Origin of the sequence: Pseudodesulfovibrio indicus (genome assembly GCF_001563225.1) — a bacterium.
GTDB classification, from domain to species: domain Bacteria; phylum Desulfobacterota; class Desulfovibrionia; order Desulfovibrionales; family Desulfovibrionaceae; genus Pseudodesulfovibrio; species Pseudodesulfovibrio indicus.
Map to the genome: position 1 here is coordinate 3565148 of NZ_CP014206.1, position 16123 is coordinate 3581270.

A 16123-nucleotide genomic window follows, 5' to 3' on the forward strand; every position below is an offset into this window, starting at 1 on the left:
GTGCGTCCGGGGGACAACGGGGGCGTGGCGGTCCAGGCCGGGGCCAGCGCCCACAGGACCGTGACCGCGACGGCCAGGACCGACCAACCGATTATCTTCCTCGGCTTCGTCTTCATCGGGACACCTCCTGTCGTTGGGCGGAAAGCACCGGGAACCAGGTCACGAACAGACGGTACAGGAAGAAGATCGCGGCCACGGACCCGGCGGTGACCAGAATCTCGCCGATGGCCGGGTAGTACGGACTCGTCGCATACGGAGCCTTGAACGAGACCACGAACACGTTGAAGCGGTTGAGCATCACGCCCGAGACGATGAGCAGGGCCGCCGTGAAGAGCAGCCTGCGCGACCGGCGCACCGCCGGGAAGAGCAGCATGACCCAGGGCAGGATCACGCCGAGCCCCACTTCCACCAGGAAGGAACCGCTCTGGGCCGAGCCGTCCAGCAGGGTGGCGTAGGCCCCGCGCCAGATCAGGTCCCCGACCTTGAGGAACAGGTAGACGCCGAGCAGCAGGATGGTGATCCTGGACAGCGGGGTGAGCACGTTCATCTCCGACTCCAGCTTGAGCGAGGAGGTGGCGATGGTCGTCTCGACCACGACCATGGGATAGCCCACGGCAAAGGCCGAAGTCAGGAAGAGCAGCGGTTGCAGCGGCGTGGCCCACAGGGGCGACGTCTTGGTCGGCGCGATGACCATCAGGGTGCCGAGGCTCGACTGGTGCATGCAGGACAGCACCACCCCGAGGATGATGAAGACCCACATGGTCTTGTCCAGGATGCGGTCCAGGAAGGCCAGCAGCCTGATCTTGTGGCCCAGCTTTTCCGCCAGGACCGGGATGAACTCGATCCACAGCACGGTGACGTAGGTCATGACGCACATGGCCACCTCGAACAGGGCCGAGGTGTGGTTCTGGTAGATGACCACCTTCCAGATGGCCCAGGAGCGGCCGATGTCGAAGAACACGGCCAGGGCCACGAAGGTGTAGCCCAGGGCGGCGGTCAGCAGCGCGGGCCGGGTCACGGCCTCGTAATAGTGGCGGCCCAGGATGTGGGCCAGGAAGGCGGTGGTGAAGCCGCCCGCGGCCAGGGCCACGCCCGAGGCCACGTCCAGGCCGATCCAGATGCCCCAGGGGTAGTGGTTGTTCAGGTTGGTCACGGCGGACAGGCCGTAGGTGTAGCGGACGACCAGGGTCACGCCCGCAGCGATCATCAGGGCCAGCATGACCAGGACGCCGGGTGTCCAGAAGGGTTGTGCGACGGGTTGGGGCCTATGCGTCATGGCCGTCCTCCTTGTCGTGCTTGCGGCTGGTGTAGCCCATGACCGCGCCGAGGACCCCGAACAGGGCCAGCGGGGACCACAGGTAGCTGAACAGCCCGCTCTGGATGGTCTCCGTGGTCTGCGGCATGGGCCGGGTGGGCAGGGCCTGGAAGCCGACCTTCCCGAAATCCACGTTGGAGATGTACATCCAGCTCGTGCCGCCCACTTCCCGCTCGCCGTAGATGTGGTCGTTGTACTTGCCGGGATCGCCCTTGATGCGCTCGCGGGCCTGGCCGAGCAGCTCGGACCGTTTGCCGAAGGTGATGGCCTCCACCGGACAGATGGACGCGCAGCCGGGCTTGCCCCCCTCCTTGGAGATGCGCTCGAAACAGAAGGTGCACTTGCGCACCCTGGGCAGGACGGGCCGGTCGTACTCGTAGGCCGGAATCTCGAAGGGACAGGCGGCCATGCAGTAGCGGCAGCCGATACACTTGTCCACGTCGTAATGCACGGCCCCGTTCTCCTTCTTGCTCAGGGCCCCGGTGATGCACGCCGAGGCGCAGGCCGGGTCCTGGCAATGCATGCACTGCACCTTGACGAAGGTGGGGACCAGCTTGTCCCGGTCGTCGATGCGGCCGGAATAGTAGCGGTTGATGACGGTAAAGGCGTTCTGGTCCGGGCGGCGCTTGACGTCGAGGATGGTCAGGTCGTCGAACTTGATCGCGGGCTCGGGCAGGTCGTTGACCTCCTTGCAGGCCTGCTCGCACTTGCGGCAGCCGACGCAGCGGGTCAGGTCCACCAGGCATCCGTAGGGGTCCGGCGGCGCCTTCGACTGCCAGGCCTCCGCATTCTTGGGCGCCGCAGCGGTCGCCCCGGCAATCCCCAATGCGGCCAGAAAACTTCTGCGGGTAATCGGCATTTCATTCTCCTATTAAAAGCAGACAGTTATGAATTATTCACGCACATACCATAGGGAAATTTTCGAAACAGCGCATTGATCGCGATCAAATTTTATGAAAAACCTGCACCTATGAGCACATATGAAAACCTGCGACGGATTCCGCTGTTCACCGGTCTCAACGACCAGGCGCTCCAGGCCTTGGCCGACCGGGCGAGAATGAGCGAATACGGGGCCGAAGAACGGATTGTCAGCCAATCCGACGACGTACAGGCCTTCTTCATCGTCCTGTCGGGGAGAGTGAAGATTTCCAGAAGCTCGCCCAGGGGCAAGGAGCAGATTCTCTATCTGGTGGAGGAGGGGCAGCCGTTCTGCTTCTGCACCGCGTTCACCGACCGCCCCTACCCGGTGGACGTGACCGCGCTGGAGCCGTCGCTGGTGGCCATGATCCCGGCCAGGGACATGGAAGACCTGGCCCGCAACGCGCCGGGGCTGATGCTCAAGATCGTCCAGATTCTCTCCGGACGGCTCCTGGAGGCCATGAATCTGGTCGAGGCCCTGGCCCTGCAGGGGACCCAGGAGCGCATAGCCGGTTTCCTGCTCCACGCGGAGTCCTGCTTCGCCGACGAGCCGGGGACCGCCTTCAGCCTGCCCATCTCGCACCGTGAAATGGCCAAGATCGTGGGCACCACCTCGGAGACCCTTTCGCGGGTCATCCAGAAACTCAAGCGGCGCAACCTCATTGAAGCAAGCGGCAGGGTTATCCGGGTGGTCGACCATGCCGAATTGTCCGACGCCGACTACGGGGAATAGGCCGATTCGCCTCGAAATGCCTGATAATAATTGAACACGGGTCGGTTTCCGGGTATTCAAGTCAATACCACCCATTGCATGGCGGTAACGGCGGAACCGGACATGACCCCCTTTTTGCGGATAATGAGAAGCTTTGTTCTCCCCCTGGCCCTGGCCCTTTGCTGTTGCCTTTCGGCACGGGCGGAGGAAACCCCTTCTCACGCCCTGCGCTCGGCGAGCGAGCTGGACTACCCGCCTCTGGCCCTGACCCTGCCTGACGGGACCGCGGACGGCTTCTCCGTGGACCTCCTCAAGGAGGTGTCCAAACAGGCGGGGTTCATGATCCGGTTCAAGACCGGGCCATGGGCAGCCATCAAGAAAGACCTGGCCGAGGGGAGGCTGGACGTCCTGCCCCTGGTCTCCTACTCCCCCGAACGCGACGCCGTATTCGACTTCTCCATCCCCTACCTCCAGATGCACGGAACCATATTCGTGCGCAAAGGGACCGACGACATCCACGGCGAGCACGACCTCCGCGACAAGGAGGTCCTGGTCATGCGCGGCGACACCGCCGAGGAATACGCCCTGAAAAACAATCTGGCCGGACGGCTCATCCGCACCAAGGACTACAGCGAGGCAATGTCCCTGCTCTCCCAGGGACATTACGACGCGGTCCTGGTTCAGCAGGTCGTGGGCTGGCAGATCATCAACAAGCTCGGCCTGAAGAACGTGGTCGACGTGCTTCCCCCACGGGAGCCGTCGCGCGCCCGGAGGGCCAGGGCATGACCGGCTTCGAGCAGAAGTTCTGCCTCGCCGTGCGCGAGGGCGACAAGGAGCTGCTCGCCCGGCTCAACGAAGGCTTGGCCATCGTCTTCGCCAACGGGGCCTACGACCGGCTGCACAGAAAATGGTTCGGCCCGATCCTGCCGGAGCCGGAGCTGACCTTCCCCGAGCTGGCGCGCCAGTCCACGATCTTTCTCCTGCCCCTGGGGTTGGTCGTTGCCCTGGCCGGGCTGATCTTCCTCAAGCTCCAGGTCAACCGCAAGACCGCCCACCTGTCCGAGGAGATCGAACAGCGCAAGAGGGCGGAGGAACGGGTGGCGCGCAACCGCGAATGGATGCACTCCCTGCTGGACCACCTGCCCCTGTCCATCTATCTGCAGAACGCGAACCATGAGATCGTCTTTGCCAACGAGCATTTCCGCAAGACCCATGAAGGACTCGGCGAACGGCCCTGCCACCAGATACTCTACGGTACCCCGGAACCGTGCAGGCCGTGCAGGATCGACGCCGTGCTCGGCTCCGGGACCCCGCTGACCTGGGAGATGGACACTCCCGACGGCCGCTGCCTGCTGGTCCACGACGTCCCGTTCAGGGACGTGGACGGCGAGCCGGTGGTCCTTGCCGCCGCTGCGGACATCTCCGAGATGAAGCGCATCGAGAAGGCCCTGCACGCCAGCGAAGAGCTCTACAGGACCCTGGTCAAGAACATGCCCGACGTGCTCATGCGTTTCGACCGCGAGTGCCGCCATCTCTACGTCTCCGAAAACGTGGCGGAGGTGGCGGGCATCCCGTCCGCGTCCTTCATCGGCAAGACCCACCGCGACCTGGGCTTCCCCGAGGGACACTGCGCCTTCTGGGAGAAGCACATCCAGCAGGTCTACGACACCGGCGAACCCACGGGGGTCGGCTTTTCCTTCGAGCGAAACGGCGGGATCTCCCATTTCGACTGGCGGATTTTTCCCGAGTGGGACGAGGACGGCCGTGTGGACAGCGTGTTCACCCTGGCCCGGGACATCACCCGCGAACGCAACCTGGAGAAGCGATTCGAGACCCTGTTCCAGAAGATGCTCGACGGGTTCGCCCTGCACGAGATCATCTGCGACGAGGACGGGAACCCGGTGGACTACCGGTTCATCAAGGTCAACCCGGCCTTCGAGCGGATCACCGGACTCGACGCCGAAAAGGTCGTGGGCCGGACCGTGCGCGAAATATTACCCAACGTGGAGGACCACTGGATCGAGACCTACGGCAAGGTGGCCCTGACCGGCGAACCGGCCAACTTCGAACAATTCTCCGCCTCCCAGCGCATGTATTTCCAGGTCAGCTCGTTCCGGCCCGCGCCGGGCCAGTTCGCCTGCATTTTCACGGACATAACCGACCGCGTCACGGCCGAACAGGCCATGGCCGAAGCCAAGGAACAGGCCGAGGAGGCAAGTCGCGCCAAATCGGAGTTCCTGGCCAACATGAGCCACGAGATCCGCACCCCGCTCAACGGCATCATGGGCATGCTCCAGCTGCTGCGCGCCGGCCGGCTGACCCAGGAGCAGGAGGAATACGCCTCCTTCGGCCTGGAGGCGAGCAGGCGGCTGACCCGGCTGCTGACCGACATTCTCGACCTCTCGCGCATCGAGGCCAACAAGTTGGAAATCCGCGAGGAACCGGTCAACCTGCCCGACCTCCTCGACGGCATCCGCCAGATGTTCGCCATGACCGCCCGCTCCAAGGGGTTGGACTTCACGGTCAACATGGAGGGCCTTGAACCCGGCCCGCTCCTGGGCGACGAGACGCGGCTGCAGCAGGTGCTCATCAACCTCACCGGCAACGCCATCAAGTACACCGAGTCCGGGAAGGTGACCCTGGAGGCCGCCTTGCTGCCGCTTCGGCGCGGAGACCTGGTTCACGCGCTGTTCACCGTGTTCGACACCGGCATCGGCATCCCCGACGACAAGATCGAATCCATTTTCGAGCATTTCACCCAGCTGCAGGGCGGGTTCACCCGCCGCCATCAGGGCGCCGGGCTGGGCCTGGCTATCTCCAGGCGGATGGTCACCCTGCTGGGCGGCACCATGTCCGTGGACAGCGAACCGGGGAAGGGCACCACCTTTCACCTGTGCGTCCCGCTGCGCATCAAAGCCCCGTCCGAGGACGGCGCCACCACGGTCCGGTCCGAAACGGGCAGCCCGGCCCTGAACATCCTCCTGGCCGAGGACGACAAGGTCAACAGGATGGCCGTCACCGGGCTGCTGCGGCGCATGGGGCATGCGGTGCGGACCGTGGACAATGGCGAGGAGGCCGTGGCCGCCCTGCGGGAGGAACCGTTCGACCTGGTGTTCATGGACGTCCAGATGCCGAAGATGGACGGAGTCCAGGCAGCCCGGGCCATCCGGGACGGCCAGGCGGGTCCTGCCCGGCGCGGCACCCCGATCATCGCCATGACCGCCTACGCCATGAACGGGGACCGCGAGACATTCCTTCAGGAGGGCATGACCGATTACGTCGCCAAACCGCTGGAAGCCCAGGACCTGGCCGAGGTCATCCTCCGCAATCTCCCGCAGTGACTTCTTTCAACCAGGGAGAACACCGATGATGCGCAAGATCATACCCGGAAATAGGCTGAGCAAGGAAGCGATCGAGCGGCAGCACGACGAGCTGCGCAAACGCTCACCCTCCGAGTTCTTCAACTCCTTTCCGCTGCCCATGGCGGTGCTCAACCCCCTGCGTCAGATCGTCTTCTGCAACGAACTGTTCCTGCGCACGGCGGGAATGGACGACCAGGACATCCTGGGCAAGCGGCCCGGCGAGGCCATGCGCTGTATCTACGCCGGCGACACCGAAGACGGCTGCGGCACCACGCCCCATTGCCGGGTGTGCGGCGCCCTTCGGGCCGTGATCGAGGCCATTGACGAAAACCGGGCCTGCGAGCGGGAATGCCAATTGCTGGTCCAAGACGAGCCGGGCATCAAGGCCCGGGACCTCCGGGTCAACGCCTCCCCCTGGGTCACCCCGGACGGCCCGTTCTACATCGTGACCATCGCCGACATCGAAGACCAGAAGCGCAGGCAGACCCTGGAGCACATCTTTTTCCACGACATCCTGAACACCGCCGGCGGGGCCAAGGGACTGACCCGGATGCTGTTGGAAGCCCCGGAGGAAGACCCGCGCGAAGCCGCCGAACTGCTCGATTCCGCCCTGTTCGGGTTGGTCGAGGAGATCAAAAAACAAAAGGACTTGCTGCTCATGGAACAGGGCCAGTTCGCCACGTCCCTGTCGGACATCGAGGGGCTGGCTGCTGTCAGGAGGCTGGCCCGCGAATTCAGGGCCCACCCCAAGAGCGAAGGCCGCACCCTTCGCCTGGCGCCGGATGCGGCCGAGGTCTCCCTCTCGACGGACCCGGTCCTGCTCCGGCGGACGCTGGTGAACATGCTCCTGAACGCCATGGAGGCCACCCCAGCGGGCGGCACGGTGACCATCGGCGTGCGCCCGGACAACGGCGACGCCCTGTTCTGGGTGCACAACAAGACGGTCATGGACGAACCGACCAGGCTCCAGGTGTTCAAGCGCTCCTTCTCCACCAAGGGACCGGGCCGGGGGCTTGGCACCTACTCCATCCGCATGCTGACCAAAAACTACCTCCACGGCGAGGTGGATTTCACCTCCGAGGAGGGCGAAGGCACCACCTTCCGGATACGCCTCAAGGCGAGCTGAGACCGAAGCAAAGGGCGGCGCGCCAACCGGCGCGCCGCCCCATTTTTTCGTTTATCCGTCGAGGGTCAGAACCGTTCGAACTCCGCTTCCTTGTCGCCGGCCATGGACAGGTTCATGCCGAGCTGCCCCCCGCCCTGCGGCAGGGCCGCACGAGGCCTGGACGCGGATCCGACCTTGGCGGGCTTGCGCTGCCGGACCCCTGTGGTCGGGCCGCCCACGTTGAAGAAGGCCATGGTCGACTGCAACTGCTGGCCCTGGGCCGACAGCTCCTCACTGGTGGAGGCCATCTCCTCCGAGGCGGAGGCGTTCTGCTGGATGACGGTGTCCAGCTGGCTGATGGCCTGATTGATCTGGGCCGCCCCGGCGTTCTGCTCGTTGGACGCGGCCGCGATCTCCTGGACCAGGGAAGCGGTCCGCTCGATGTCCGGGACCAGGGCGTGGAGCATGGTCCCGGCCTTTTCGGCCACGGCCACGCTGTTCACGGACAGCTCACTGATCTCGGAGGCTGCCTCGCCGCTGCGCTCGGCCAGCTTGCGGACCTCGGCGGCGACCACCGCGAACCCCTTGCCGTGCTCTCCCGCGCGAGCGGCCTCAATGGCGGCGTTCAACGCGAGCAGGTTGGTCTGGCGGGCGATCTCCTCGATGATCGAGATCTTCTCGGCGATGCTGTTCATGGCCTCCACGGTCTGGCGCACGGCCTCGCCCGACTCCTTGGCGTCGCGCGCGGCCTTGTTGGCCAGGCCGTCGGTCTCCTCGGCGTTCTGGGCGTTCTGGCTGATGTTGGCGGCCATCTGCTCCATGGAGGAGGAGACCTCCTCGATGGCCGCGGCCTGCTCGGTGGCGCCCTGGGACAGGGACTCGGAGGAAGCGGACAGCTCTTCGCTGCCGGAGGCCACGTTGTCCGTGGCGCTGCCGACCTCGGCCACGACCTCGCGCAGCTTCACGACCATGTTGTTCAGGGCCGACGCCAGCACGCCGATCTCGTCCTTCTGATCGATATCCAGGGTCTTTGAGAAGTCGCCCATGGACATCTCCTTGGCAAAGCTGACGCCCTTGGCGATGGGCCGGGTGATGCCCCGGGTCAGGAACACGGCGGCCAACAGCCCCAGGAGCAGGGCCCCGGCGGAGACCACCCCGCTGGTAAGGTTTGCGGATGCAATGTCGCCGAGCATCAGCGCCTTCTGGCTGGCGCGCACGGCGCGGCAGAGTTCGTCTGCCTTGCGCGCGGCGGCCAGCATGACCTCGCCCGCCTTCCCCTGAGCAACGAGACTGGACGCGAACCTGTCGCGGTCCTCCCTATAGCTGTGCACGGCCTTTTCCACCGCCTTCAGCTGTTCGATATTCGTGGTATCCTTGAACCTGGTTCTCAGCTCTGCGGCCAGATTCAGGATGTTGTCCAGGTTTTCGTCGCTCTTGGCGATGGACTCATCGGTCATGTCCAGCATGTACGACAAGACGTGGATCCGGTTGTTGAGAAACCACTTGATCATCCGGTTGGCCTCGTCCGCCTTGAGCAGCTTGTCCTCAAGCAACTCGCGCGAGGTATCGCCCGCGGCCAGGAGCTCGCCGAACTGGGCCTTCTGCTCGAAGCGAAGGTTCTCCGTCTCGGCCATGACCTCCTCGGAACTGCCGCGCATGCCGCTCAGGGCCTCCGCCTTCTGCTTCTCCAGGGCCACGTAGTCGGCGAACCCCTTTTCATAGGCCTTCACCGACTGGACCACCTCGGCCATGCTGTCCTTGTTCGCCTGCTGATTGAGCTTTTCCGTGGTCGTCGCCACCTGCTCATAGAGCTTCTTCAAGGCCTCGGCGTGGGTAGCGAGAATCTTGTCGTCCTTGCGGAGCATGTAGTTCTTCTCCTGGACCCGCGCCTCGAGGATGTACCGGACCAACCGGTTCACGTCGTCCGCCTTGTCCACGCGGTCCGCCACGCTGACCATGCCGCGATAGCCGATGACGGCCACCAGAGCCGTCAGGATCAGCACCAAACCGAAGCCCGCCCCCAGTTTGATTCCCAACCTCAAATTATTGATCATAATGCCTCCCGTGGATTGACTAGTTGGTTGATGTGTACTAGTTAGTACACTGTGTACAACCAGGTCCACGGCTTGTAAACAGACACCGCGAAGATTATAATGGTTCAATGATAACATTCGGCGACTACATACGGAACAAACGCCTCGAATTGTTGGAAGGGGACAAGGCCTATTCCCTGCGCCAGGTCAGCCAGCGCATCGGAGTGGAGCCGTCCTATCTGAGCAAGATTGAGCGCGGGCTGCCCGTGACCCTTTCCGAGGAGAAGATCGTGGCCCTTGCCGGGGAGCTCGGCATCGACGCGGACTATCTCCTGGCGCTGGGCGGCAAGATTTCCGACGACGTCCAGCGGATCATCAAGAACCGCCCCGAATTGTTCGCGCGGATCGTCCGCGAGATGCAGCGCATGCCCGACGCGGTCATCGAAGAGAAGACCTTTTTTCAATCCATGGCCGCCACCCTGGACCGGTTGCACGACCTGGCCTCCATCGGGGCGTTCCGCTTCCCGGCGAACGGCGAGGCCGCCTTCTGGACCGAACAGGTCCCGAGAATCCTTGGGCTGGCCCCCGACACGCCGCCCTCGCTGGCCGCCATCGGTTCCGGGCTTGCAGCGGAATCCGCCGAGCGGCTGCTCAGGGTGACCGGCGAACACCTCTCCGGCTACGGGGCGTACCGCTGCGAGGTCCGCACCCTGACGAACCCGCCCGCCACCCTCCTGGTCTGGGGGTGCGCAGAGGACGCTGGGTCCGGGCCGGTCCACCTGGGCATCGTCCAGGACGTGACCCACTACGCCGCCCTGCGCGACCAGATCCGCTCGGCCCGCGACGAGCTGCAGTTGAAGGTGGACGAACAGCACACCGAGATCGCGACCTCCATCCGCAAGCTCAACGAGGAGATCCGCCGCCGCCACCTGCTGGAAATCAACCTCCAGGTGGTCAACCGCAAGATCGCCCGCCAGGCCAAGGAGCAGAAGCTGTTCTTCAGGAAACACGCCTTCGAGCTGCGCTCGCTGATGACCCGCCTCGACCCGGCGGGGGGCGGCGCGCAAAGCGACGGCGGAATGAAGCCGGCCATCGACCGCATCCTGCCCAAAATCGACGACCTGGGCGACTTTCTGACCGACCCGGAAGCCATTGTCCCGACCCTGGCCGACACGGACGTGCACCGCCTCCTTGAGGACGTGCGGTCGGCCTTCGCCTTCGACGCCGAGGAGGCGGGCCTGAGCCTGATCACCGCCGTCTCCCCGTCCCTGCCCGCAATGGTGCGCACGGACGAACGGCGGCTGCGCCAGATGCTGACCGCCCTCATGGAGCTCTTCGTGGCGAACACCGAGTGGGGAGCGGTCCAGCTGTCCGCCTGCGTCTCACCCGGGCCCGAAGGCCGGCTCGTGCTGTCCGTGTCCGCCCCGTCGGCCAAGGTGCCGGTGGACGAAACCCTGTTCTCCGCCGATCCCGGCGACGGCGACGACCGCCTGTCCCTGTCCGGCCCGGTGCGCATGGTCGCTCCCCTGACCCGGCTGCTCGACGGAGACCTGACCGTGAACCACACCCCCGGGGCCGGGGGATCGGTGGTCCTCTCCCTGCCCTTCGAGGAAGGGTCCGGACAGGAACCGGCCGCCATCCCCGGCGACAAAGTGAGCCGCGCAGCGCTGGTCGTCGAGGACGCCCCCTACAACCGGCTCTTCGCCCGCCGGGCCATGGAGAGGACCGGATTCGAGGTGGCCGAGGCCGTGAGCGGGGCCGAGGCCGAAGCCCGGCTTCGGGAGCGGCGCTTCGACGTCATCCTCCTGGACATCCAGCTCCCGGACATCGACGGGACCGAGCTGGCCAAAGCACTGCGCGCCGACCGGGAATCCCCGAACCGCGAGACCCCGGTGATCGCGGTCACCGCCCACGCCGACCTCTCGGACCAGGATGAATTTCTGCGCGCCGGGATCGACGGGATAGTGACGAAACCCTACGAGATGGAAGACCTCGTCGCCGAGGTGGCCCGGCTCCTGGCCGACCGTCCGCAGTCCTGACCGCCCGCTTCCGAACCCCTTGTCCGCATAGCGTTTTCCGCACTCCGCGCCGTAGCAGAAATATAACACTTCTTCGCCATTTTTCTCTTGCAAGTGGCGGCCTTTTCCTATCAACTCGAACCATGGGAAAATCCCCTCTAAAGCGGGGATGATCGATCGTGCTCAACCATTTTCCATCGGTGGAACATCATGCTGCGAATACCCAGAGACGAATGCGTCAACACCGAGACGGCGACACGCAAGGAATGGATCGATACCAACGGGCTGGGCGGTTACGCCTCCAGCACGGTCATCAACTGCCACACCCGAAAATACCACGGGCTGCTGGTGGCTGCCCTCAAGGAGCCCAGGGGACGGTTCGTCCTGCTCTCCAAGCTGGAGACCTCGGTCGTCGCCAACGACAAGGAGTTCCTGCTCTCCTCCAACAAGTTCCCCGGCGTGTACCATCCCACCGGGCACCAGTTCGTGGACCAGTTCGAACAGGGACTGTACCCGGCGACCACCTACCGCATCGGCGACGCCCTGATCCGCAAGTCCTTCCTCATGATCCACGGCCAGAACACCGTGCTGGTCTGCTACGAGCTGCTGGAGGGCAAGGTGAAACCCGCGCTCCGGCTGCGGCCCATGCTCGCCTACCGCGACGTCCACAAGCTGACCCGCGAGAACATGTTCCTGCGCCCCAAGTCCTATCCGGAGAAGAACGGCCGCAAGATACAGCCCTATGAGGGCATGCCGCCGCTGTACATGGGGACCAACCGCAAGTCCGAATTTTTCCCCGGCCCCAAGTGGGTCTACAGCGTGGAGTACCTCATGGAACGGGCGCGCGGCTTCGACTACCAGGAGGACCTGTTCTGCCCCGGCATGTTCGAGACCTCCCTGGAAAAGGGCAAGCCCGTCATCTTCGCCGCCTCGGTGGAGCCGCTGGGCAACCTGGAGCGGCTGCGCAAGAAGGAGATCGCGCGCCGCGAAGCGCTGTTCGAGGTGGGCAAGGACCGCAGCAAGTCCGTGCAGTGGCTCAAGTATTTCTCCGACCGGTTCCTGATCCGCAATCCCTCGGGCTTCGCCTCGGTCATCGCGGGCTACCACTGGTTCGGCGAATGGGGCCGCGACACCATGATCTCCCTGCCCGGCCTGACCTTCCACGCCGGGCGCACCGAGTTCGGCGAGGAGGTCCTGGCCGCCTATGCGGGGCTGGCCCGCGACGGGCTGCTGCCCAACTACCTGGACCAGAACTCCGACCACCTGGCCTACAACTCCGTGGACGCCTCCCTGTGGTTCTTCTGGGCAACGCAGGAATACCTCAAGGCCGGGGGGAGCAAGCGGTTCGTCATGGACAAGGTCTACCCGGCCCTGCGCGGGATAGTCGCCGCCCACCTGGACGGGCGCGTGCCCCTGTGCGGCCTGGACCGCGACGGCCTGCTCTTCGCGGGCAACGAGCGCACCCAGCTGACCTGGATGGACGCCCAGGCCTACGGCAGGCCGGTCACCCCCCGCCACGGCGCGGCCGTGGAGATCAACGCCCTGTGGTACAACGCGCTGCGCTTCTTCCTGGAGCTGGCCGACGGCGAGGACGCCGGGCTGGCCTCGCGGGCCATGGAGGCGGCGGACCGGCTCAAGGCGAACTTCTCCCTCCGCTTCTGGAACGAGGACGACAACTGCCTGTGCGACGTGGTCAACCACGCCGGGCAGGACCGGTCCATCCGGCCCAACCAGGTGTTCGCCGCGTCCCTGCCCCACACCATGCTCGACTATCACCAGATGCGCGCCGTGATCGCCAACGTCCAGGCGCACCTGCTGACCCCCTACGGGCTGCGCACCCTGTCGCCCCGCGACCCGGCCTACAAGCCGTTCTACCACGGCGACGCCGACGCCCGCGACGCGGCCTACCACCAGGGCATGGTCTGGCCCTGGCTGGCCGGACATTTCGGCCAGGCCCTGCTGCGCCAGGCCGAGGACCGCGCCGGGACCAAGGCATTCCTGCGCACCTATTTCAAGCCGATTCTGCGTTCCTTCCCCGAGGACTTCGGGCTGGGCGCGCTGCCGGAACTCTACACCGGCAACCCGCCGCACGAACCGAGGGGCGCCGTGGCCCAGGCGTGGTCCATGGCGGAGGCCGTGCGGCTCAACAAGCTGCTGAAGGAGAAGTAGCCGTGCGCGTACTCATGTTCGGGTGGGAATTCCCGCCATACATCTCGGGCGGGCTGGGCACGGCCTGCCTCGGCCTGACCAAGGGACTGGCCCATCTGGGGACCGAAATCCTGTTCGTGCTGCCCCGTCTGGACTCCGACGAGGAGGGACACCACCTGACCCTGATGGGCGCCAACCGCATCCGGGCCAAGGTGGGCATCTCGGAAATCCGCCAGCTGCGCGAACGGCTGGCCGTGCTGGAGGTGCTCTCCCCCCTGCGCCCCTATCTCACGGAAGTGGAATACCGGACCCTGATCGAAAAGAACGAGCTGATCACCACCGAGGACATCTTCGCGGAGCTTGAGAACGACTTCGCGGGCGGCTACGGCGAGAACCTGATGGCCGAGATCGTGCGCTACAGCCTCATCGGCGCGCACCTGGGCATGAGCCAGGAGTTCGACGTCATCCACGCCCACGACTGGCTGACCGCCCCGGCGGGCATCGAGGCCAAGCGCGTCTCCGGCAAGCCCCTGGTGGTCCACGCCCACGCCCTGGAGTTCGACCGCTCCGGCGAGCACGTCAATCAGTCCGTGTACGACATCGAGCGGGCCGGGTTCGAGGCCGCCGACCGGATCATCGCGGTCAGCCACTTCACCAAGGAGACCATCGTCCACCGCTATTCCATAGACCCGGCCAAGATCACCGTGGTCCACAACGCCGTGGAGAAGGAGCGGCGGCTGGACCAGCTGCGCGTGGCCAAGCCGTTCAAGGAGAAACTGGTCCTGTTCCTGGGCCGGATCACCTTCCAGAAGGGGCCGGACTACTTCGTGGAGGCCGCGGCCAAGGTCCTGGAGAAGAACCACGACGTCCGCTTCGCCATGGCCGGGACCGGCGACATGCTCCCGCGCATGGTCGAGCGCATGGCCGAGCTCCGGCTGGCCGACCGGTTCCACTTCCTGGGCTTCGTGCGCGGGGCCGACGTGGAGCGCATCTACGCCATGAGCGACCTGTACGTCATGCCCAGCGTGTCCGAGCCCTTCGGCATCACCCCGCTGGAGGCCATGGTCTTCGACGTGCCGTGCATCGTGTCCAAGCAGTCCGGCGTGGCCGAGGTCCTGGAGGACGCGGTCAAGGTGGACTTCTGGGACGTGGACCGGCTGGCCTTCGAAATCCAGGACATCCTGGAGAACGAGGAACGGGCCGGGGAGCTGGTGGAGAAGGGGCGCGAGACCCTCAAGAAGGTCCAGTGGGACCACGCCGCCGAGCGGGTGCTCGACGTCTACCGACAACTTACCGGAGGCCGGTCATGATCTCCGTCTGCTTCTACTTCCAGGTCCACCAGCCCATGCGGCTGGACCAGAAATACACCTTCTTCGACATCGGGCGCAGGCACGACTACCGCGACGACAAGGCCAACCGCGACATCCTGCGCAAGGTGGCCGAGAAGTGCTATCTGCCCGCCAACCGGATGATGCTCGACCTCATCGAGCGCCACAAGGGGCGGTTCCGCATCTCCTACGCCATCACCGGCGTGGCCATGGAGCAGTTCCAGGAGTTCTGCCCCGAGGTCCTCGACTCCTTCCGCGAGCTGGCCGACACCGGGTGCGTGGAGTTCATCGGCGAGACCCACTACCACTCCCTGGCGTTCCTGTTCTCCAAGGAGGAGTTCCGCCGCCAGGTGAAGATGCACAGCCGCATCCTGGAGGAATTCTTCGGAGCCAAGCCCGTGACCTTTCGAAACACCGAGCTGATCTACAGCAACGACCTGGCGCTGGAGGTCGAGAAGATGGGCTACAAGGCGATCCTGGCCGAGGGCGCGGACCAGGTCCTGGGCTGGCGCTCCCCCAATTTCGTGTACCAGCCCGCGGGCTGCTCCAAGCTCAAGGCGCTGCTCAAGAACTACCGGCTGTCCGACGACGTGGCCTTCCGCTTCTCGGACCGGGGGTGGAGCGAATGGCCGGTGACCACCGAGAAATTCGCGCGCTGGGTCCACGCCGTGGCGGGCAGCGGAGAGATGGTCAACCTGTTCATGGACTACGAGACCATCGGCGAGCACCAATGGGCGGACACCGGCATCTTCGAGTTCTTCCGCGCCCTGCCCGACGCCATCCTGTCCCGCGACGACTTCGTCTTCGAAACCCCGGGCGAGGCCGCCGCGCACCTGGACCCCATGGCCCAGCTCGACGTGCCGTACTTTACCTCCTGGGCGGACCTGGAGCGCGACGTCACGGCCTGGCAGGGCAACCCCATGCAGGACCAGGCCGCCGAGCTGGCCTACGGGCTGGAAGACAAGGTCATGGCCAGCGGCGACGAAGAGATCGTGGCCACCTGGCGCGAGCTGCTGACCAGCGACCACTTCTACTACATGTGCACCAAGTGGTTTTCGGACGGCGACGTGCACAAGTACTTCAACCCCTATGAGACCCCGCACCAGGCGTTCATCACCTACATGAACGCCCTCAACGACCTCGCCCTTCGCCTGGAGGGATTCCCCCGGGCGCGAGACTAGGAG

The 16123-nt window shown here is 65.1% G+C and carries 11 protein-coding genes; 8 read left to right on the forward strand and 3 right to left on the reverse strand.

What is annotated here, in order from left to right:
• Positions 1 to 112: 112 nt before the first annotated feature.
• The gene (nrfD, locus tag AWY79_RS16285) at positions 113 to 1276 is read right to left on the reverse strand and encodes an NrfD/PsrC family molybdoenzyme membrane anchor subunit (RefSeq protein ID WP_066806241.1); all 1164 of its coding nucleotides are present in this window, start codon (positions 1274 to 1276) and stop codon (positions 113 to 115) included.
• The gene (locus AWY79_RS16290; RefSeq protein ID WP_066806246.1) at positions 1266 to 2174 is read right to left on the reverse strand and encodes a 4Fe-4S dicluster domain-containing protein; all 909 of its coding nucleotides are present in this window, start codon (positions 2172 to 2174) and stop codon (positions 1266 to 1268) included. The genes nrfD and AWY79_RS16290 overlap by 11 nt, the downstream gene beginning before the upstream one ends.
• Before the next feature lie 111 nt (positions 2175 to 2285).
• On the opposite strand from AWY79_RS16290, the gene AWY79_RS16295 reads away from it, so the two are divergent.
• From AWY79_RS16295 to AWY79_RS16310, 4 genes are all read left to right on the forward strand, one after another.
• Positions 2286 to 2966: a Crp/Fnr family transcriptional regulator gene (locus AWY79_RS16295; RefSeq protein WP_066806248.1), complete on the forward strand. Its 681-nt coding sequence runs from the start codon at positions 2286 to 2288 to the stop codon at positions 2964 to 2966.
• Between the two features lie 123 nt (positions 2967 to 3089).
• A complete protein-coding gene (locus AWY79_RS16300; RefSeq protein WP_066806250.1) occupies positions 3090 to 3731 on the forward strand; it encodes a transporter substrate-binding domain-containing protein in 642 nt (213 codons plus the stop codon).
• Positions 3728 to 6286, forward strand: a complete 2559-nt coding sequence (locus AWY79_RS16305) for an ATP-binding protein (protein WP_066806252.1) — start codon at positions 3728 to 3730, stop codon at positions 6284 to 6286. Before AWY79_RS16300 ends, AWY79_RS16305 begins: the two co-directional genes overlap by 4 nt.
• A 28-nt stretch (positions 6287 to 6314) precedes the next feature.
• A complete protein-coding gene (locus AWY79_RS16310) occupies positions 6315 to 7433 on the forward strand; it encodes a sensor histidine kinase (protein ID WP_158509906.1) in 1119 nt (372 codons plus the stop codon).
• Between the two features lie 65 nt (positions 7434 to 7498).
• Here the strand turns inward: AWY79_RS16310 and AWY79_RS16315 are convergent, their stop codons facing one another.
• Positions 7499 to 9466, reverse strand: coding sequence for a methyl-accepting chemotaxis protein (locus AWY79_RS16315; RefSeq protein ID WP_078063829.1), 1968 nt, complete (start codon positions 9464 to 9466; stop codon positions 7499 to 7501).
• A gap of 107 nt (positions 9467 to 9573) precedes the next feature.
• Here AWY79_RS16315 and AWY79_RS19045 point away from each other — a divergent pair, with 107 nt between their 5' ends.
• The 4 genes from AWY79_RS19045 (at position 9574) to AWY79_RS16335 (ending at position 16120) form a co-directional block, all read left to right on the forward strand.
• Positions 9574 to 11484 (forward strand): response regulator, encoded by a 1911-nt coding sequence (locus AWY79_RS19045; protein WP_133987159.1) that lies wholly within the window; start codon positions 9574 to 9576, stop codon positions 11482 to 11484.
• 189 nt (positions 11485 to 11673) lie between these two features.
• Positions 11674 to 13632, forward strand: coding sequence for an amylo-alpha-1,6-glucosidase (locus tag AWY79_RS16325; RefSeq protein WP_066806257.1), 1959 nt, complete (start codon positions 11674 to 11676; stop codon positions 13630 to 13632).
• Positions 13633 to 13634: 2 nt separating this feature from the next.
• Positions 13635 to 14921: a glycosyltransferase family 4 protein gene (locus AWY79_RS16330; RefSeq protein WP_066806258.1), complete on the forward strand. Its 1287-nt coding sequence runs from the start codon at positions 13635 to 13637 to the stop codon at positions 14919 to 14921.
• On the forward strand, positions 14918 to 16120 hold the full coding sequence (locus tag AWY79_RS16335) for a glycoside hydrolase family 57 protein (RefSeq protein ID WP_066806259.1): 1203 nt from the start codon (positions 14918 to 14920) through the stop codon (positions 16118 to 16120). The genes AWY79_RS16330 and AWY79_RS16335 overlap by 4 nt, the downstream gene beginning before the upstream one ends.
• Positions 16121 to 16123 lie beyond the last annotated feature (3 nt).